Raw genomic sequence first — 20808 nt, forward strand, 5'->3', positions numbered from 1 at the left:
TTGGTATCCAAGTTCTGTGGCGAGGTTGGTTAAAATTGCATGACCTGTGTGAAGGTTGGCAACTTGCAAAACAGACTTAACGGGAAAAGTCAGATCCTTTACTACATCCAATACATCACTTTTTTCGTCCCAACCTGATTGTGCTATCTGAGCAATACGATTTCGTAATTCGAGTCCCTGGAGATGCTCAGTCGCATCTTTTTTTGCTAGATGCTCTGCCAGAGAAGCCAACCTCAAAAATCTTGCCTCTTGATTTTGAATTTCTCGACTTTCTCGAAATGCAAATAATCCTTGAAAAATTCGTTTAAGCAAAGGATCAAGGTTGTCAAAAGTACTGCAGGCAGCAGAACAAAGCTCTTTGAATACAGGGTCGTTATATATTTTTCGCACATCTGTAAGCGTTACCCGCATTGGTTTTTGAACAAATTGATAAGGGGAAACTTGTCTAGCAATAAATTTTGCGTGTTGACCATCATCACCAATCCACACACCAGAAATCCCATTTCCAACAGCCCCGACACGCCCGATACTTGTATTATTTCCAGGCTTGAAGAGGAATAATCTAATTACATCGATAATTCTTTCCCCCTGCTCCAGTAATTGCTGTAAAAATTTTTCGTTGTTGTTTAGACTTCCGATTGAAGCTAAATCTTGAGCATTAAAATTTACTTCAAAAGCAATGCAAGTGAAATCCTTAAGTCTCTTAGTTTCCAGACTGTCCATAGCCTCTAGAGTCAAATTATCCATTGCTGAAATAGGGCTAAATAAAGCGTAATCTTTGAATTGAATCACGCCAAGATATTCATATGGCTGACGATACACTTCATGTAGTCCTGTCGGGCTAGGTGTGTAATCTGGCTGACAGCCATATAAAGCAGCCGAGTAAACAACAAAATCGCACGTTAGGTGTAAACCTTCGACTGTAGTAAGAACTTAATACATACAGCAGTAAATAATTTTACAATAGGTATAAGGTTAAACTAGCAATCAAACAATAGCCACCTCTGGAATTGCACCTTGCATTCTCCCGAAAGCATCAATCAAATTCTGCAATTGTTGATCTGCTTTAAAAATCTCAAGGTCTTCAGCATCTCTCAGACCAACATCGCGTAAAGATAAGGCTGTTATCCCAAAAGTGCTAGTAATCCAAGTTGCGATCGCAGGTGACAAATGTGCATCTACCCAGATCATCATGCTACTAACACTGGATGGTTAAGCTTACGCGATGCGTATATAAGTCCTGCTTTAAGATCATCCGCCTCAATATCCGGCATTTCTTCCAAGATTTGTTCAGCACTAAGTCCAGATGCAAACAAGTCCAGTACATCTGACACCCGAATTTTCATACCCCGAATACATGGGCGACCACCACATTGTTTGGGATTAAATGTAATTCTTCTAAGTAAGTCTGACATAGGTTTGTTTTCATTTGATGACTAATCTTTTTCTACTGATCAAACAATAGCCGCCTCTGCGATGTCTACGACGGGCTATGCCTACGCACTTTGCATTTTGTTTGGTCTATGCCGATACATTGATCAACCATTCCAGCGCATTTCAAAGAGGCAGCTTTGCAATCCGATCAACCCATTCCTCTGCACTGGATATCGCCCAAATTATCAGCAGTTCCTCGATCGCAACTTCAACTGGTAGCTTTTGGGAAATAATGATCACTCCTGCACTATGATTGCTGGTAATGAACTCGGCAAACTCTGATGGCATTGTTTTACGGTCATGGCTGACGAGGATACGTCTTTGCTGTGCTGCGATCGCCAATACTTCAGAATCTTTTACACCTTCTAATTCAGCAGCCAAGGCAGTTTGGAAGTCAATGGTGGGTTCTTGTCGCAGAACTCCCGTAACGATCGCTTGATTCAAATCAGCATCGGCTTGGTAGCTAACATTCACGATTCTACCTGTTGTCTTGCTGCCTTGGCTGCCATGAGCTTGTTATACAAAGCAGGATCGGCGGTTTGTAGTGGTTGAGGCATAGTATCAAATGCTGCTGACTCGGCTTTTAGATAAGCATCAATATCAGCACGATTGGCTAGATAAAACGCGATCGCTCCATAAACTTGTTCAAGTGTCAGTAACGGAAAAGAATTAACAATGCTTTCAGGCGATAATCCTTTTTGGAAAGCATAAACAATCGAGTCCAGGGAAATCCGAGTTCCTGCAACCCAATAAGCATCTTGACGATATTCTACGTAAGATTTAACTGTGATAACTGACATAGATTTGTTTTGACTCTATTCATAAAGTTAAACTACAGCCGCCTCTGGAATCGCACCCTGCATTCTCCCGAAAGCATCAATCAAACTCTGCAATTGTTGATCCGCCTTAAAAACTCCTAACCCACGCACCGTCACTTTACCTGGAGAATAGACAAAGCGCGTCTTGAGATTTTCTGGTAAATTCGCCGCCAACAAATTCCAAGCAGGTTCCTCCATTGGCGTTTCTAAAACAATGTGCTGCTTTTGTTCTGGTTTAATCCGGCTAAATCCGATTTTTTTCGCTAGCTGTTTGAGTTCCATGACTCGCAAAAGTTGATTTGCAGGCACTGGTAAACTACCATAGCGATCGCTCCACTCGGCTGCAATTAGCTTTAATTCTGATTTAGATTTAGCTGTAGCCACCGCCCGATAAGCACTCATCTTTTGATCCAAATCGGTAATATAATCTGCTGGGATAAATGCCGTCAGGTTGAGATCAATCTGGGTATCCTCAACTTTCGGTATTTCTTGTCCTCGGATTTCCCGAATTGCTTCTTCTAGCATTTCCATGTATAAATCAAAACCGATGGCATCCATTTGACCGGATTGTTCTGCACCTAGCAAGTTACCCACGCCTCTGATTTCCATATCCCGCATTGCTAGCTGATACCCAGAACCTAGCTGAGTAAATTCCTGAATTGCTCGTAAACGTTGCCGTGCCGCATCAGATAACATCCGTTGCTTCGGATAAAATAACCAAGCATGAGCTTGTATACCTGCACGTCCCACACGACCGCGTAATTGATATAGCTGTGCCAATCCAAAGCGATGAGCATCTTCAATCAAAATTGTGTTGACTCGTGGAATATCTAAGCCAGATTCAATAATTGTCGTACAAACAAGGATGTCTGCGTCGCCATTACTGAAGGTGAGCATGGTCGATTCTAACTCGCTTTCATCCATTTGACCGTGAGCGATCGCAAACCTAGCCCCCGGTAACACTTCTCGTAAATTGGCTGTTGTCTCTTCAATTCCGTCCACTCGTGGAACTACATAAAACACCTGTCCACCTCTGTCTAATTCTTGACGAATTGCACTGCGGATACTTTCGGAATTAATCGGTGACAGATGAGTTTTAATCGGGCGTCTGGTTGGGGGTGGCGTGGTAATCAAACTCATTTCCCGAATTCCCGACAAGGACATATACAAAGTCCGGGGAATGGGAGTGGCTGAGAGGGTAAGCACGTCCACCTGAGTTTTCAGGCTTTTAATTTTCTCTTTTTGGTTTACCCCAAATCGCTGTTCTTCATCCACCACCAACAGTCCTAAATCCCGAAATATCACGCCTTTACCTAAAAGCTGATGTGTACCAATCACTACATCTAATTCACCCGTTGCCAATCGCTTTTGAATATCGCGGCGTTCTTCAGCCGAACGAAAACGGTTGAGTAAACCGACATTTACGGGGTAGGGAGCAAAACGTTCTTTGAGTGTATGGTAATGCTGCTGTGTTAAAATAGTCGTCGGCGCAAGGAGTGCCACTTGTTTACCGGCGGTGACTGCTTTGAAAATAGCACGAATCGCCACTTCCGTTTTTCCGAAACCGACATCGCCACAAACTAAGCGATCCATTGGGCGATCGCTTTCCATGTCACGTTTCACATCTTGAACAGCTTTGAGTTGATCCGTTGTGGGTTGGTAGGGGAAAGAATCTTCCAATTCCTCCTGCCAAGGCATATCACTGGGAAAGCTAAAACCTTGTTGTTGCGATCGCGCTGCATACAGTTTCAACAAGTCCACCGCCAATTTTTTGATCGCTTTGCGGACTTTATTCTTCGTATTTTCCCAAGCTTTCCCGGTCATCCTGTTAAGTTCCGGTGCTTTATCACCTGCGGCGCGGAACCGGGATAAAGCACCGACTTGATCGGCTGCGACTCTGAGTAACCCGTCAGCATACTGCACCGCTAAATAATCACGGGTTTCGTTATTAATCGTCAAACTTTCCAGCTTGACAAATTTGCCAACACCATGATTTCTGTGAACTACATAATCACCTGGACGCAGTTTATTGGGGTCAACTTGTTTAGAAGTAGCTTTGTGACGCTTGCGGATATAGCCGGGAGTTGCCAAGGAATGCTGCCCAAAAAATTCCCGATCTGTAACGATTACTAATCGGTACGTAGGCAGGATAAAACCTTCTAATTCGGCCAGACCAGAATATTTTAGGGCTATGGGAGTATGGTTGATTTGGAGCTTATCGATCGCTAGGTAGTCGCGGGGATTGGGGATAAACTGAGCCGGACAATCATGTTCTTGCAAAAGCGAGACGGAACGCGAAGGTTGAGCAGAAAGCAGCCAGATCGAGAAATTGCGATCGCGTTCTTGGCGGATAGTCTCAGCTAGTTTAGCAAACTGGTGCGGCATGACTGGAACAGGTCGGCTGGCCAGATTGATCCCACTATTTTCCTCTGACAGTTCCGACAAATATAAGGTTTTAAACCTGACAACATCAGCCAAACACTCATCAAACGAACGGTGAATCTTAGGTAATGAATGGGGAGTAGGGAGTGGGGAGTGGGGAGTGGGGGTAGATTCTTCCCAATGCCCCATGCCCAATGCCCCATGCCCAATTCCCCATTGTTCCTCAGCATTTTCTACCCAGCGATCGCTATGAGCATGACACTGTTCTGGCTCGTCAATGGCAATCAGGGTATTTTCTGCTAAGTAGTTTAGCAGAGATGCTGGTTGCTCAAAAGCTAACCCCAAAAACCGACGACTACCCTCAATTAATGATGAGTTATCACTGCTAAGTTCTGAGTCAGAATTTAACTCATAACTCCTAACTCCTAACTCAGAACTATTCTTCAGTGCTGCCATCACGACGGGAGTAAAGCTGGTGGGGGTAAGAATTAACTGGTCAACTTTATCGAGGGCTGAACGTTGAGTTGCTGGGTCAAATTCCCGCATTTGCTCGATTTCATCGCCAAACCATTCCAGCCGCACTGGGAACTCAGATGAAACCGGAAACACATCAACAATATCACCCCGCCGGCTCCACTGTCCTTCCGTTTCCACCAAAGGCACCCGTTCGTACCCCAAAATAGTTATTTTCTCACTAAAGGCATTCAAGTCTAATTCCATCCCCCGCTTCAGGGTAAGACAGAATTGCCCAAAAGCTGCTGGTGGAGGCAAATGAGGTTGCAGCGCCCCTTGAGTAGCCACAATCGCCATCTTAGGTAATTGAGAATTGGAATTTGGGATCTGGTTTTCTTCCCCATGCCCAATGCCCAATGCCCTATGCCCAATGCCCAATCCCCCATGCCCAATGCCCAAATCTGCCAATACCTGCATTTGCCCCCAACTCATCTCAGTTTCCGGGTCAAAAGGTTCGTAAGGAGAAGCCTCGGAGGTGGGGTAAAAATGTACTGTTTGCCATCCCATTGCCTCCAGTTGTGCATAAAGGCGTCCAGCTTCTTCCAGAGTGGCGCAAACCACGAACAAATCCTTGCCACTAGCTTGGGCTAATGCCGAAGCCACCAGAGCCTTGGGCAGCCGGGGAATGCCATTTAACCGCAATTCTTGTTGTCGATTCAGCTTCGAAATAAATTCAGTGGTGAGCGGCGATCGCGCTAAGGCACGCACAATAGAAGAAAATGACATAAGTACTACTAGCGATGGGAGTCTTTGTGGATCAGAAAATCTTGAGGCAGTTTATGTCAACCATTTTAAAAGTGTTAACAGCCTTCTTATTCCTTCGGTGGGAGAATAATGCACAGCCACTAATAGACTTAAGAACTATAACTATTACTTTGTGTACAGTTAAAGCATTTATCGAAGAACCTTTAATACTAGATACTAGGGATTGAGCTACGTTCGCTCTGATAAGCCGCAATTTTAAACATGTCCTCCATCACTTTTGAAATTTTAATCATTTTGGTGCTAATTATTGCCAACGGTGTGTTTTCTATGTCTGAGATGGCGATTGTCTCAGCACGGAAAGTTAGGCTACAACAGCTTGCCAATCAAGGAGATGCCAAGGCAAAGGCAGCATTGAAACTAGCTGAGTCTCCAAATCATTTCCTGTCAACCGTTCAAGTGGGTATTTCGCTGATCGGTATCCTGACTGGTGCTTTTGGAGGAGCAACAATTGCCAACCGACTGGCAATCGATGTAAAACGTGTCCCCTTGTTAGCACCTTATAGTGAACCACTATCTTTCGGAATAGTGGTTTTGCTGATTACCTATTTTTCACTGATAGTTGGCGAATTGGTACCGAAGCGTCTGGCATTAAACAACCCAGAAAGGATTGCATCGATTGTAGCTATTCCGATGCAAGCTTTGGCGGCGATCGCTTCTCCAGTAGTCTTTCTGTTAAGCGCTTCTACAGATTTGATCCTGCGATTACTGGGAATTACAGCTTCTACCGAGCCGCAAGTCACCGAAGAAGAAATTAAAATCTTAATTGAGCAAGGCACTGAGGCGGGAACCTTTGAGGAAGCCGAACAGGACATGGTAGAGCGAGTCTTTCGTTTAGGCGATCGCCCTGTCAGCTACTTAATGACACCCCGCCCCGATATTGTCTGGCTAGACTTAGACGATTCTGCCGAAGAAAATCGCCAAAAAATGGTTGATAGCGCCTATTCTCGGTATCCAATTTGTCAGGGGGGACTTGACAATGTGCTGGGTGTTATCCCTGTCACCGACTTATTAGCCAGAAGTTTCCGAGGAGAACCACTAGACTTGACGATCGGATTGCGACAGCCCGTATTTGTGCCAGAAAGTACTCGTGGCTTAAAAGTTTTGGAATTGTTCAAGCAAACCATCACTCACATGGCGCTAGTAGTCGATGAATACGGCGTGATTCAAGGATTAGTCACTCTCAACGACATCATGAGCGAAATCGTGGGTGATGTTCCTTCCACAGATGGGCAGGATCAACCACAAGCTGTGCAACGCGAAGATGGTTCCTGGCTTTTGGATGGGATGTTGCCTGTAGAGGAGTTTTTGGAACTTTTCGGTATGGAAGAGTGGCAACCCGATGAACGCGGTAGTTATCAAACTTTAGGCGGTTTTGTGATCACCAATTTAGGTCGTATTCCCGCCGCAGCAGATTATTTTGAATGGCAAAGTATGCGAATTGAAGTCATGGATATGGATGGTAATCGCGTTGATAAAGTCTTAGTTATACCAAAGGCAAGTAAATCAGCAGATACGAAAAAATCTGACTAGTATTGGGAATGGGGCATTGGGCATTGGGCATTGGGCATTGGGCATTGGGCATTTGGAATTGATAATTATCGTTTATATTTTCCATGAACTGTGCCCAATATCACATGGTGTGTTAGCCTAAAGCCCCTCCTAGTACTTACGCACTGTACAAATTCATCGTGATGTGAATTAACGAAAATAGGTTGTTTCAGGCTTTTCTTAATTATTCTTTGATCGTAATACCATTTCTTTGTGAAGCTGCGCCAAACCCTTTTAACTTCTTTCTTCGCGTCCTTCGGCGAATTTATTTTGATAAGTTACTAACTGTAGAGGTAATTCTATTTGTTTTGAATGTTGCGAAAATAGAGATTTCATTTTTGTTAGCCAACTTGATTAACTAACTATTGATTGATATGTAGTCACTTATTATATCATTAAATATACTAAGTTTCTAATCCTCAACTCTGAGACAATCGCTTCACCTCTGCACCCGCCAACATCTGATGGGCTTGTTCCAGAAGTTGGGGGATTTTATCAGCGTGGGGATTGCCGGCGAGACATTGGCGCAAGTTTAATTCATCTAGTCGATCAGCTTTGTTACCGGGGAACCAGTGGTCGGCATTACCAAGCAAGTTGTAGCGCATTTTGCCATAGTCTACCAGATCGTAGGCGATCGCTAGATTCCGCAGCCACAAAATCACCCGAATATTTACCTCACCAGGGGTTTGGTCAAAGGTTGGTAGATTTGTCTGCCAAGATTTTACCCAATCTTCTCCCAAAGTAGCGATCGCTTCTGATTCCAACCTTGCTAAAATTGGTGGCAAAATTGACGATGCATGATCTACTAATTCTAAAGTCTTCAGGTGTTCATTAAAATCTTGTGGTTTTGCGGCTCCCAGGCTCAAGGTATGCACCTCTTGATGACTCAAACAAAACAAATCATTAAACACCATTGGACTCAACGGGGCGCAAAGATTTACTAATTTTTGTGGAGGTTCATACAACAAACCTCCTTTATTAGATGGGCTAATGATAAATATCCCCATATCATGGCGTTTAGCTGCTTCAATTGCCGCCCAATTCCATTGATTAATGTAGTACCAGTGCAGGTTCACGTAATCAAATTGATTGGTATTAATTGTCTGTACAATCATATCTGTTGAGCCGTGTGTGGAAAAGCCAATAAATCTGACTTTTCCCTCAGCTTGCAACTGCTGGGCTACTTCTAAACAGCCACCCGGACGGATGCTGTAGTCTAATGACTCAGCATGATTGATGCCATGCAATCCTAATAGGTCAACATAATCTAGTTGGAGATTTTTTAATGATTGTTCAAATGCATTACGAAATTCTTTAGCATCTGCCTGTGGGTTGATTTTAGTCTGAACAATCAACTTTTCACGGGCAAACTTGGGCAATATTCTCCCCAATTGCATTTCGGAAGTGCCATAACCACGAGCAGTTTCAATATGATTAATCCCAACTTCCACCGCTTTTCTAATAGTGGCTTCTAGATTCGCCTGGTTATCAGCAGGAATTTCATTATTGGGAACATCCTGCCATTTGAACTGATATCTCATGCCACCGCAGGAAAACACTGGCATCTGTAATTCTGTGCGTCCAAATCGTCTATATAGCATCATTAGATTGTGGATTGCTTACCAACTTAAAATCTCAAAACGACAGTCATTCGAGCTTTCAGTGCCACAATAACAATAATTACCTCTGTTCAATCTGTGACACTAGCAAGATTCATCGCATTATTAAATCGGTCAGGTCTTTTGATTATTCGACAGTTATAGCGTTTCCTAATCAGATGACGACATCATAACCCCCTCTCGAAGTGCGGGGAGAGGGGGTTGAGGGTGGGGTTCTTGTACGTCACTCAAGCGAGAACCGCTACATCAGTATTCCTGTTCCACAGAGTAATTATCTCATCGTAGTTACCAATAGCAAGCATTTTTCCATTATTCTCTCAATTAGTTTTCAGATTAAGAAATAAGAAAACAACCCAGCAGGGCTGAGTTGATACCCTTCGGGTGACGCTCGTACCGTTAATTCTTTGGAGACTGCGCCTGAGTTAAGCAATTTCTCAAGATTTCGGCTAATACCTGTACGTTGGGTTCCTTAAGTAGGTCAAGATGAGATCCAGGAAGGTAATGGATATCTAATCCTTCAGGCACTAGGTCGCCCCAGCCGAATTGAGGATCGTATTCTGTGCCTATAGCTTCGTCCCGATTTTGATCCTCTGTCCGCAAAAGTATAGCTTGACCAAGATAAGGTGAAAAGATATATTGACTGATGGCTTGAGTGTTAGCATCTATAATTTTTAAGTGCTTGTCAGTTACAGGGAAATCAAGTACCTCTTCCACGTAACGGTTATATCTATTTTCGAGATGCTGCTTCCGCCAATAGCTCCATTTCACAGCCTTTTGCCAAAGGTAGCTAGGCCCTTGTTGAACAATATTATTTAAATGCAAAAAAATTCGCTTCAGAAATGACGCCCGCCAGCTATAACCTAAACGACAACTATCAAGCATAACTAGAATACCAACTTCTTCGCCTTGCTCTTGGAGTTGCCGAGCCATCTCGAAAGCAACTACACCCCCAAAAGAATAACCTCCTAGAAAATAAGGCCCATTGGGCTGAAGGGTCTGAATTTCTTGAATGTAGTGAGTTGCCATGTCTTCAACCCGCCTATGAAAAGGCTGTTTTCCATCTAGTCCTTGTGGCTGTAGTCCATAGAAGGGTTGCTCTGAACCCAGATGCAGTGCCAATTCACGGAAACACAACACTTCTCCACCCAGTCCGTGAATACAGAAAAAAGGTGGTTTGGAACCGTTGGGTTGAATTTCTACTAGGGATGACCAGCTAGATTTTGATTTGTTTAAGGTTAAAGCCAAGTTTCTTGCTATATCTTCTTCTTGGCAGATTATTTTGGCTAGAGCCTCGACAGTACCTGAGTGGAAGAGAATGGCAAGAGGTAGATTTTTACTAAATGTTTTCTCAATTTGCCAAAACAGTTTTACCGCTAATATGGAGTGTCCCCCTAGCTCAAAGAAGTTGTCCCTGACACCGATAGGCTGGACACCTAAAATTTGTTCCCAAATTTGTATTAGCTGGCGTTCCACCTCGTTGCGCGGAGCAACAAAGGTGGCTTCTGGCTCTTGCCTGGATAAGTCTGGTGCAGGTAGAGCGCGGCGGTCTACCTTGCCGTTGGGGGTTAAGGGCATGGTGTCCAGCAAGACAAAAGCCGAAGGTAGCATGTACTGTGGCAACTTTGTCGAGAGGAAACGCCGGATATCGCTAGCCGTAGTTGCTGACTTCTGATTCGGTATAATGTAAGCCACCAAACGTTGATCACCGGGAACATCTTCACGGGCAATGACTACAGTCTGGAGTACGTCTGGGTGTTGGGCTAATACGGTTTCAATTTCCCCTAGCTCAATGCGTATCCCACGGATCTTGACTTGATGATCTCGGCGACCGAGAATTTCTAGAGAGCCATCTGGACGATAGCAGCCGCGATCGCCTGTATAATAAAGCCAATCTTGTTGATCGTTCCGAAAAGGGTTCTTGACAAACCGAGAATGGTTTTCTTCTTGAGCATTAATGTAGCCCAAACTGCGGAATGGAGTTCGGATCACAATCTCGCCCGGTTCACCGATGCCGCACGGTTGGTGATTTGGTGTGAAAACTAGTGCTTGGGTTTGAGGCAGTGGCAATCCTACTGGCTGTACCCCTGGTGGACACTCAACAGGTACTCGGTAATAACATTTAGCCAAAGTTGTCTCTGTCGGCCCATAGAGATTAACAATTTCACCAGATTCTGGAAAAGCTTCGCGCCACCGAAGCACAAGTGTTTCCTTCAGAGGTTCCCCAGCTAAGAACAACCAGCGTAAGTTACGTAAAGAGACTCCTGACGGCACATTGGCTAACCATAATTGCGCCAGCGAAGGGACTGTATGCAGCACAGAAATTTTTTCATTTTCCAAGTAACGCAGAATTTTAGTCGGTTCTAAGTTATCCCCTTCTTCTGGCAAACATAGGGTTGCACCACTAGTCAAAGGTAAGAAGATATCTCTGAGGACGACATCAAAGGAAAGACCAGTTAATTGGGCAACGCGGTCTTGCTGATTAATTTCAAAGGTCTGCCGTTGCCAGTTCAGAAAATGCGCCAACCCTTTGTGACACCCCAGCACCCCTTTAGGTACACCAGTTGTCCCCGAAGTAAAGAAAATATAAGCTGGATCGTCAGCAACGATTTCAGGCAGGTTTACTGCTTGAATGCTCTTGTTGCATGAATTTATGGCTTCTCCTGTGTCTGGGTTTACACAGATGATAGTTAAAGAATCCCATATTTTTTCATTTTCTGGGCGCTGACCATCAATATATAATATATATTTGGCTTTAGCTTCCTGTAGCATCATTCGCTGGCGATCGCTGGGAAGTTTTGGATCGATGGTGAGTAGCACACCGCCACTCAAGAGTACGCCAACCATACTGGCAATCAGTCCAAAGCTCCGTGTCCCAAACAGGGCCACGACATCTCCCCGCTCCACTCCCAAAGACAACATAACCTGTGCTAAGGTTTGAGCTATTTTGCCCAATTCCCCATAGTTCCAAGTGCGAAATCCTTGACGGAGTGATGAATGTTCCGGCGTGCGATTTACCCAAGAGGTAAACATTGTTGTCGCCAATTCATACCGTGGTTCTGGCAAAACCACCGTTGGCTCAGGCAGCAAAGGTCGCGCTTCTGATGTGACAAGAGAATATAAACTAATCTGCCTCTCTGGAGCCGCAACAATTTGATTCAGCAAGTGATGGAACTGATGAAGCATTTCCATCATCCGCTCTGAAGTAAACAAATCGGTGTTGTAGACTAAATCAAGTTTGATTCCTTGGTTTTGTTCTGTAACGTACAAGGTTAAGTCGAACTTGGAAGCTGTTTCTAACATCGAGACTGGTTCTATAGCCACTCCAGGTAGTTCCAGTTGGACGTCCCTAAAGTTGAGCATATTAAACCACACTTGAAACAGTGGGTTGCGACTGGTATCTCGCTCTGGGTGCAGTTCTTCTACCAGTTTCTCAAAGGGCATATCTTGATGAGCATAAGCATCTAATGCCATCTGGCGAACTCGATTTAGCACCGAACTAAAACTGGGGTTGCCGACAAAATCAGTCCGTAAAACAACGGTGTTAATAAAAAATCCGATTAACCCTTCAATCTCAGAACGGTTACGGCCAGCAATCGGAGAACCGATGAGAATATCTTCTTGCCCAGTGTAGCGATGCAGTATTGTCCCAAAAGCCGCCAGCAATGTCATGAATAGGGTGACACCTTTCTGATGCGAGAGTTCTTTTAGCGATGCACTCAAAGTCTGCGGTAGCATCAGGGATTGCACTGATCCCCGGTCAGTTTGGACTGGTGGCCGTGGTCGGTCGGTTGGTAATTCTAATACAGTATTAGCACCTGCTAACTGAGTTTTCCAGTAGTTGATTTGGCCCGAAAGTACCTCACCTGATAGCCATTGGTGCTGCCACACAGCAAAATCGGCATACTGAATGGGCAATTTTGGCAGGGGGGAAGGCTTACCGCTCAAAAAGGCTTCATAAACGGCTGCCAACTGCTGCCAGAGAATGCCTATTGACCAGCCATCTGAGGCAATGTGATGCATTACTAACAAGAGTATATGCTCCTGTTCGTCTACTTGCAGCAAAGTAGCTCGCAGCATCAAGTCAGATTCTAAGTTGAAGGGGCGTTGCGCCTCTTGATTTAGCAGACATTCCACTTGCTCGTGTGTTACCTGAATCGTTTTGAGTTCCACTGGCCGAGGCATGCCAATTACTTGTATGGGGCTACCATCAACTGATGTGATAAAGTTGGTTCGTAGTGCCTCGTGATGGACAACGATCGCATCTAGTGACTGTTGCAATATACCCACATTTAACTTGCCCGTTAAGCGCTGTGCATTCGAGAGGATATATGCTCGGCTGTTGGGTTGCAACTGCTCCAAAAACCAGACTCGCTGCTGGGCAAAGGATAAAGGGGCTGACTCCCGGTTGGCTATTTGGGGAATAGTTTGATTTTGGGGATCATTTTCTTGAGTCTGGTTTTGAGTGATCGCTTCAGCTAAAGTAGCGATCGTGGGATTCTCAAATAAGAGTTGCAACGGTATTTCTATCCGAAAGACTTGGCGAACCCTAGACATAACTTGAGTGGCCAGCAGTGAATGACCTCCCAATTCAAAAAAATTGTCGTGGATGCCTACTTGTTCCAGACGTAAAACTTTTGCCCAGATGCTAGCTAAGACTTCTTCTGTCGAATTCTGAGGTGGAACAAAGTTAGTTGACAACTCAAGAGTAAATGTATCTGGTGCAGGCAAGGCGCGGCGGTCTATTTTACCATTGGGATTTAATGGTAGGGTGTCCAAAAATACAAATAAACTAGGCACCATGTATTCAGGTAGCCGAGTTGACAAAAACCGACGTAATTCAACCTGGCTAGGAATTTGCTCTGGACTGGCAACAACATATGCCACGAGTTGCTTGTCGCCAGGAACATCCTCTCTAGCGATGACTAAAGTCTGTGTCAGTGCCGGATGTTCACCTAATATAGTTTCAATTTCTCCCAATTCAATTCGGAAGCCACGAATTTTTACCTGGTGGTCAATGCGACCAAGGAATTCGATATTACCATCACTTAAATAACGTGCCAAGTCCCCAGTTTTGTAAAGACGTGCCCCTCTTTCAAAGCTAAAAGGGTTAAAAATAAACTTATCTAAGGTCAATTCTGGACGGTTCAGATAACCTCGTGCTAGACCAATACCGCCAATGTGCAGTTCACCTGATTCACCAACAGGCACAGGCTGCAAATTTTCATCGAGGATGTGAATCTCTGCATTCGTAATGGGACGACCAATGGGAGCAATGGCGTAATTAGTACCGCGCTGGCAACTCCAGAAAGTGGTATCAATGGAAGCTTCTGTTGGGCCATAGCAATTATACAGAACATTGTCCAAATTAAGTTGGGCAAAAAAGCGCTCTATGAGTTCGCCAGGTAAAGCTTCACCACCGCAGGTAATGTGCCTGATGAATCGGCAATTTTCAATTCCCTTCTCTTCCAGTAAGACACGCAGTATGGAAGGCACTAAGGCTAGGACGGTGATTTGCTGCTCAGTAATCACCTTCACAAGGTAGGCAGTATCTTGATGCCCACCAGGCCGAGCCATGAACAATTGCCCCCCGAAGCACAATGGCCAGAATATCTGCCACACTGAGGGATCGAAGCTAAAAGAAATAGTCAGTAAAACTTTGTCTGCCTGAGTTAATCCAAAGGTTGTTTGCTTCCAGTAGAGTTGATTGCAGATCCCCCGGTGAGGGATCATTACACCCTTGGGTTGTCCTGTAGAACCAGATGTGTAAATTACGTAGATGAGATTATCAGTTGTCGTCTCATTTACCGGATTTTCTTGACTATTTTGGATATTTCCTTGCCAGTTTGAGTCCAGACAAATTACTTGCGCCTGATGCGGTGGCAAGTTCTTGAGCAATTTTTCTTGGGTTAACAATACTGGTGTCTGCGTGTCGTCCAAGATGAAAGCTAAACGTTCTGAGGGATATGCCGGATCTAAAGGCACATAAGCACCTCCAGATTTGAGAATTCCCAGCAACCCGACAATCATCTCCAAAGAGCGCTCCACGCAAATGCCCACAAGTACTTCCGGCCCAACGCCTAATGTACGTAAGTGGTGCGCTAGTTGATTAGCCCGTTGGTTTAACTGCCGATAAGTCAGGTGTGTACTTTCATATACTACAGCAATGGCTTCAGGCGATCGCTCAACTTGCATCTCAAACATCTGATGGATGCATAGATCCTGATGATCAACTGCTTGGCTGTCATTCCATTCCTGTAAAACTTGAGTGCCGATGATGTGAGTTAAAGTATCTAACGGAATATTTTGTTTATATTCCGAAGTCTGGCTATTATTTATCTGCATTTTCTATATAAGTTTCAGTCGATCTATCAATTGTCGGAGTCATCCACAGCAAAGTAGCGATCGTGTTTAATACAATTGTACTTTGATCTTAATTAAACATCAAAGCACTTCAACTGAAGTTTAGACAAAAGTGGATGTGAGCGATTATAGACCCCAATCTATAGAAAATGAGAGAAATACCACTAACTCTCACATACCAAGATAAAACTTACTAAACTCAAAAGTTGGTGTCTAATTTTTAGTTATTACCAGTACCTTCATTTCCGAATTGAGCAGAGGTTGATGATAATTTTTCTTGATATCTGGCACGGGTTTTCCATCTACAAAAACTTTGTAAATTTTTGCTTGACAATTGCTCGGCAAATTGTCAATAATTCTTGCTTTAAACGCAGCCGGACTATAAGTTCTGGCAAAGCCTTCATATGGACCCCATCCAGCAAAGGTTGCAGTATTGTCAAAAATTGTGAGCGCTGTTTCAACATTGGACTTCTGAATCTGTTTATTATTCCAGATTTCTGCATACTCGTTAGCTAGAAATAGCGGTGCAATTACAAGTTTTCTGCCCACTCTCAATAAACGTACTGCCTCTTTAATAAACTCAATATCCAAATCATCTCGAAAATGTTCAAAAGAGTGATGACAGCTAATTCCATCTAAAGATTCATCTGGGAGAGGGATTGCATCAATAGAGCCACCAATGTATTTAATTCCATCTGCGGCTTTTCCATCTAATAAAGAGTCTTGACAGTAAGCAGTCAATTTAAAGTCACAAACCGCCATTAAAGCCTTGATATATTCAGCTTTTTCACCCCCGGCAGCATCTAGTATTTCATCGCCCTCTTTCAAATCTAACAGAGTCATTGTCGTGAGGTATTCAAGAGGCTTGGAATGGACATAACCAAGCTGATTGTATTTACTAAGTACATCGGAATTTACAAAATTCTTATAATCTTTTTCAGAAAAAGATAAATTGTTTATTTCTACCTGAGTTTTCCCTATTTCCGAATCATCTGTGGGTCGCAAAATCCGATTGACTTTTAAATTATTTAGATGCAACTTTGTCAGCCAACGCCACTTTTGTGTGTTCAGAAATCTGCCTAATCCATTTATATTTAATTTGCTGACTACCATATTTTTACCCCACACTTTATTGATATAAACTCTAGATCACAATTAAATCCAAAGAATTAATTTTTGATTTTAGCCAACAACAAGCATTTAATTAAACCCTTCATTATTTAGTTAAATAATAAGTTTGTGTTTGTTTGGAATTAGCCCATCTCAATAAACTAATCGATTATAAAAGTACATTATCGTTTTTTAGTAAAATCCGCCGAACTAAAAAATAATTCTTACCGAATCTTCATTTTGTTTCCTTATATATAAAATTAATGTAAAGTTATAATATTATTTTCTTAAAGAATTACGCTAACTTCATAAAAGCTATGTAGTTGGGTTTTATTTGTGTAACTTCACTCTTTTGGTAGAAACTATAGTCCCGTCGGTAAGGTAACTGCCCTTTTGGGGCTTCAAAGCTTAACAACATGAAATATGTAAAGTTTTGTAACAATAGTCAACTTTTTGATGCTTTTCGTTATATGTTGTGTGTGTAAGTTTTGTTAATCAGTAATTATGCGTAAATAAACAGAGAAGCTTCTAAGCAAAACTGAATTAGTCTAAGTAAATATGTTAGAGTAATTTTGAAAGGAATATCATTGTATCATAGAAGTGGAACTCTGCAATAGAACTGTAGTCATTCAGTTCATCTATTACGCACATTAAAAATCCTAATATTTTTACCTGACCTACTTAATCATTATTAATGTCAGGAATTTTATTCAACCATAAGTTAACTCAGCAACAAATCTTTTTTGGCATCAAAACTCAAAATTTCCAGGCTAAACTGGATTCTACCCTCCAACAAAAGCTAAGTATCTGGGTAGTAACCGCACTCAAACGATCCTGGAAGATGCTTTTGATCAAGAACTTAAAGTTACTCCAAAGAAAATGGTTAATAGTAGACTACAAAGGGCAGGTTTCTTTGAAATAAAAATGTGAGATCCCCCACTTGTCTTATATAAGTTTGCATCAAATTTTAACTACACCAAGTGTTCCTAACTATGAGTAATCAAAGCATTACAACAAATAAATTCAGTGAAGTACCTTTGGATTTGCGTGCATCTGGATTTGTCAGAGTACGCAAGGGTTCGTGGTGGCTGAGATTAACAACATTGTTTTTAGTAGACTATACTCTTTTATTCCTAGCTTGGATTTTAGCTGGATATCAGTCTTCTTATGGGCATTTTACTTGGTATATACCGAGTAATTATTTACCGATTTTAATAACTATTGGGATTCAAATAGGATCATTAGCTATCGAAGGTATTTATCGAGAAGGTCAAAAACGCTACGACTATTTCAATATTATCAAATCGCTAACTTTCGCTCATGGATTAATACTCCTTGTTTCTTTTTTGTATAAACCAGTTGTTGATATTACACGTCCAAGATTAATATTATTGTCTTGGTTGTTGAGTATATTATTTATCTGTACTGGGAGATATGCAATAAACATTACTCTTGAATATCTGCGTAAGCAGAAAAAAGTAGTTCGTTCTTCGGTATTCATTATTTGCGATCCTCAAGATCATGAGCAGATTGCTAGCTTTATAAAAAAAGAAAAACACTACATCGTATCTGGAACGGCGAATGCTAGTTCATTAGACAGATATCAACGTCAACAAACATTGAATCAACTAAATCAATTAGGTGTAACAGAAGTTTTTATATCTTGGGATGCTCTAAAAAATAGAATGTTTTTATGCTGGTTATTTCAAGCATCGGGTATACAAGTACATATTTTACCGATGGAATTAAAACCAATTTATAGAAACGTAGAATTTCATAAAATCGGAGGAATGCCTTGCCTGAGTTTGGATTGCCCGATAATTACAGGCAAAGATTTTTGGATAAAGCGTACTTGTGATTTTTGTTTCGCGACTTTATTTGTAATGTTATCATTCCCTATTTATATAGCTATAGCCATAGCTATAAAACTGGATTCTCCCGGCACAGTATTTTACAGACAAACTCGTGTAGGTTTACATGGGCAACAGTTTAAAGTATGGAAATTCCGAACTATGAGGTCTGATGCGGAAAAATTACAGAAAGAATTAGAAGCATTAAATGAAACGAAAGATGGGATTATCTTTAAAATTAAAGACGATCCTCGCGTTACCCGTGTTGGAAAATTTCTTAGACTTTATAGCTTAGACGAATTACCTCAACTTTTTAATGTTATTTTTGGAGAAATGAGTATAGTAGGACCTCGCCCTTTACCTACCAGAGATGTTGATAAATTTTCTGAACATCATTTTATCCGACATGAAGTTTTACCTGGAATTACAGGTCTTTGGCAAGTCTCAGGCCGTTCGGATATTTTAGATTTTGAACAAGTGATTAATCTTGATCTTAACTACATCGAAAATTGGTCGCTTGGATTAGACTTTGAAATTCTCCTCAAAACAGTTATGGTAGTTTTGAAAAAAGAAGGTGCCTACTAAGGTAATAAAAACCAAACCATTATACAGTTTAGGTATTAATACAACTATTGCAGTTTGATAGTAAAATTTTTCATGCCTTAAATCTAGATTTTTCTACTTTACTGATTGAAAAAATACGTGTCTAAGCGCGATAAAAGCTTTGGGATTTACAACCCAAGAGATTTGTTAATAAATTTTCTGATGAGTTGCACACTCAAGCGTGCGATGATAGAAGCTAAACGAAAATGCATTTTCGTTCTTGATTCCTATGACTGGTATGTATGGAACATCTCAAAAAACTTCTAACTCTATATCAGAAAAAGTAAGTTATGAGATTTATAGGTATTGGTAATTCAAAATTAACGAAATAAGCTGATTAATAATTTAAGAATGGTAGAAAAGTACAAATTCATAAGTAATTCCCTCTCAATGATAGTCAATCGGTTAGCGCAAAGCATTACAGCCTTTGTATTAACCGCTTCTATTGCTCGTACTCTAGGAGCTGAGGCTTTAGGACAGTATCTCTTAGCATATAGCTACTACTTTATCTTTGTGGGCATTGCTTCACAGGGGCTAAAGACATTGTTTACCAGAGAACTAGCCCGTGAGCCAGAAAAAACACCAATTTATTTAATGAGTGGTACTTGGCTACAGTTAATATTTAGTTTTTTCAGTTATGGGGTGTTGGTAATTGTAGTATTTTTACTTCCCTATAGCTCCAAAACCTCGACTATTTGCTACATCATGGGCTTAACGATCATTCCTTTTGCACTTTCCAACATCACTGAGGCAATTTTTCAAGCTCAAGAAAAGATGCACCTGATTGCCATCTCTACAGTGCCAGTGTACATCCTCCGCGTCATAATAATGATTTGGGCGATGCAACTGAAATACGGAATTGAATCTCTGGGGGCGATTTTATGTTTTTCGGAAACGCTAATTTTAGTAATTGAATGGATTTTCATCATCCGGTTAGTCAAAATAGAATGGCAGATTGATGGGAATTTTGTTTTGAATACAATTAAAAATGCGCGGACATTTTTTGCTATTGAAGGAATAGCTGTACTCAATGGCAGAGTTCAAATATTGATTCTTTCATTGTTAGGAAATGAGTTTTTAGTGGGTCTGTTTGGTGGAATAACACAATTGCTACTACCCTTTTCGATTATTGCTAACAGTATAACTTTAGCAATGTTTCCCAGATTTTCAAAGGCAGTAGATCAAGGACGGGATAGGCAGAGGCAGATAGCTGAAAATGTTATTGAAATTCTCCTAATTATGGCATTACCCTTATTGATTGGTCTGTTATTTTTTGGTAAAGATTTACTAGTTTTGATCTATAATCCTAGCTTTGCTCAAGCAAATTTAGCACTTCGTTTAAGTGCTATATCACTTGTTTTTTTGCCCTTTATCCGCTCACTGGCCTATGTACTTGTAGCCAATGGTTTTGAGATAGTTAACCTGCGTGAAGTGGTTATTACGACTACATTAGGAAGCTTGGGAGGTGTGGCATTAGTTTCCCAATATCAGTTACTAGGTGCAGCGTTAATGGCATTATTAATGACTATTATTGGTTTTAGTCAGTATATTTACTTCACCTATACTCGCCTATTTTCGTTAAATTTATGGCGAATTATGCGCCGACCCTTACTAATATGCTTTTTGATGCTACCTATATTCATTTTATTGGAAAAAATTAGCTTAGACTTTCTGTACACTCTAATTATTGCAACTTGTGCCTATGGTTTATTTGTGATTTATCTCGGTATTCGTGCATTTGGCGGGTTTCGTTTTTTGTGGATGAAACTTTTAAAAGAGCAGTAACTGTTTAATATAGAATCCTAC

At 41.8% G+C, this 20808-nt stretch carries 12 protein-coding genes and 1 pseudogene; 3 read left to right on the forward strand and 10 right to left on the reverse strand.

Features of this window, described 5'->3' with window-relative positions; all coding sequences use genetic code 11:
- The 6 genes and pseudogenes from V7L05_RS16020 to mfd form a co-directional block, all read right to left on the reverse strand.
- A pseudogene (locus V7L05_RS16020) lies at nucleotides 1–792 on the reverse strand (hypothetical protein); the annotation flags it as partial.
- A gap of 195 nt (nucleotides 793–987) precedes the next feature.
- Nucleotides 988–1194 (reverse strand): DUF5615 family PIN-like protein, encoded by a 207-nt coding sequence (locus V7L05_RS16025; RefSeq protein ID WP_335165378.1) that lies wholly within the window; start codon nucleotides 1192–1194, stop codon nucleotides 988–990.
- Nucleotides 1191–1415: a DUF433 domain-containing protein gene (locus V7L05_RS16030; protein ID WP_335165380.1), complete on the reverse strand. Its 225-nt coding sequence runs from the start codon at nucleotides 1413–1415 to the stop codon at nucleotides 1191–1193. Before V7L05_RS16030 ends, V7L05_RS16025 begins: the two co-directional genes overlap by 4 nt.
- Nucleotides 1416–1557: 142 nt before the next feature.
- Complete coding sequence (locus V7L05_RS16035) at nucleotides 1558–1908, reverse strand: DUF5615 family PIN-like protein (protein ID WP_334946605.1); 351 nt, start codon at nucleotides 1906–1908, stop codon at nucleotides 1558–1560.
- Nucleotides 1905–2234: a DUF433 domain-containing protein gene (locus V7L05_RS16040; RefSeq protein ID WP_335165382.1), complete on the reverse strand. Its 330-nt coding sequence runs from the start codon at nucleotides 2232–2234 to the stop codon at nucleotides 1905–1907. Before V7L05_RS16040 ends, V7L05_RS16035 begins: the two co-directional genes overlap by 4 nt.
- A 27-nt stretch (nucleotides 2235–2261) precedes the next feature.
- Entirely contained in the window at nucleotides 2262–5873 is a 3612-nt protein-coding gene (gene mfd, locus V7L05_RS16045; RefSeq protein WP_335165384.1) for a transcription-repair coupling factor, read from the reverse strand.
- Between the two features lie 240 nt (nucleotides 5874–6113).
- Here mfd and V7L05_RS16050 point away from each other — a divergent pair, with 240 nt between their 5' ends.
- Nucleotides 6114–7442 carry a hemolysin family protein gene (locus V7L05_RS16050; protein WP_334789981.1) on the forward strand — a complete coding sequence of 443 codons (1329 nt, stop codon included), beginning with the start codon at nucleotides 6114–6116 and terminating at the stop codon, nucleotides 7440–7442.
- Here V7L05_RS16050 and V7L05_RS16055 read toward each other — a convergent pair.
- From V7L05_RS16055 to V7L05_RS16070, 4 genes are all read right to left on the reverse strand, one after another.
- The gene (locus V7L05_RS16055) at nucleotides 7396–7527 is read right to left on the reverse strand and encodes a hypothetical protein (RefSeq protein ID WP_335165387.1); all 132 of its coding nucleotides are present in this window, start codon (nucleotides 7525–7527) and stop codon (nucleotides 7396–7398) included. The genes V7L05_RS16050 and V7L05_RS16055 overlap by 47 nt on opposite strands.
- Nucleotides 7528–7879: 352 nt before the next feature.
- The gene (locus tag V7L05_RS16060; RefSeq protein WP_335165622.1) at nucleotides 7880–9061 is read right to left on the reverse strand and encodes an aldo/keto reductase; all 1182 of its coding nucleotides are present in this window, start codon (nucleotides 9059–9061) and stop codon (nucleotides 7880–7882) included.
- A gap of 414 nt (nucleotides 9062–9475) precedes the next feature.
- A complete protein-coding gene (locus V7L05_RS16065; RefSeq protein WP_335165389.1) occupies nucleotides 9476–15421 on the reverse strand; it encodes an amino acid adenylation domain-containing protein in 5946 nt (1981 codons plus the stop codon).
- Between the two features lie 231 nt (nucleotides 15422–15652).
- Nucleotides 15653–16552: a methyltransferase domain-containing protein gene (locus tag V7L05_RS16070; protein ID WP_335165390.1), complete on the reverse strand. Its 900-nt coding sequence runs from the start codon at nucleotides 16550–16552 to the stop codon at nucleotides 15653–15655.
- A gap of 989 nt (nucleotides 16553–17541) precedes the next feature.
- On the opposite strand from V7L05_RS16070, the gene V7L05_RS16075 reads away from it, so the two are divergent.
- On the forward strand, nucleotides 17542–18984 hold the full coding sequence (locus V7L05_RS16075) for a sugar transferase (protein WP_335165392.1): 1443 nt from the start codon (nucleotides 17542–17544) through the stop codon (nucleotides 18982–18984).
- 408 nt (nucleotides 18985–19392) lie between these two features.
- Nucleotides 19393–20787, forward strand: a complete 1395-nt coding sequence (locus V7L05_RS16080) for an oligosaccharide flippase family protein (RefSeq protein WP_335165394.1) — start codon at nucleotides 19393–19395, stop codon at nucleotides 20785–20787.
- The last annotated feature ends 21 nt before the right edge of the window (nucleotides 20788–20808 follow it).

The organism is Nostoc sp. (assembly GCF_036917755.1).
GTDB lineage: Bacteria > Cyanobacteriota > Cyanobacteriia > Cyanobacteriales > Nostocaceae > Nostoc.

Excerpts from the sequence above, each read along its gene's own strand:
- V7L05_RS16030 (WP_335165380.1), bottom strand. The coding sequence starts at position 1,415 with ATGTCAGACTTACTTAGAAGAATTACATTTAATCCCAAACAATGTGGT.
- V7L05_RS16080 (WP_335165394.1), top strand. The coding sequence starts at position 19,393 with ATGATAGTCAATCGGTTAGCGCAAAGCATTACAGCCTTTGTATTAACC.
- mfd (WP_335165384.1), bottom strand. The coding sequence starts at position 5,873 with ATGTCATTTTCTTCTATTGTGCGTGCCTTAGCGCGATCGCCGCTCACC.
- V7L05_RS16075 (WP_335165392.1), top strand. The coding sequence starts at position 17,542 with ATGAGTAATCAAAGCATTACAACAAATAAATTCAGTGAAGTACCTTTG.
- V7L05_RS16060 (WP_335165622.1), bottom strand. The coding sequence starts at position 9,061 with ATGCTATATAGACGATTTGGACGCACAGAATTACAGATGCCAGTGTTT.
- V7L05_RS16050 (WP_334789981.1), top strand. The coding sequence starts at position 6,114 with ATGTCCTCCATCACTTTTGAAATTTTAATCATTTTGGTGCTAATTATT.
- V7L05_RS16065 (WP_335165389.1), bottom strand. The coding sequence starts at position 15,421 with ATGCAGATAAATAATAGCCAGACTTCGGAATATAAACAAAATATTCCG.
- V7L05_RS16070 (WP_335165390.1), bottom strand. The coding sequence starts at position 16,552 with ATGGTAGTCAGCAAATTAAATATAAATGGATTAGGCAGATTTCTGAAC.
- V7L05_RS16025 (WP_335165378.1), bottom strand. The coding sequence starts at position 1,194 with ATGATGATCTGGGTAGATGCACATTTGTCACCTGCGATCGCAACTTGG.
- V7L05_RS16040 (WP_335165382.1), bottom strand. The coding sequence starts at position 2,234 with ATGTCAGTTATCACAGTTAAATCTTACGTAGAATATCGTCAAGATGCT.
- V7L05_RS16055 (WP_335165387.1), bottom strand. The coding sequence starts at position 7,527 with ATGGAAAATATAAACGATAATTATCAATTCCAAATGCCCAATGCCCAA.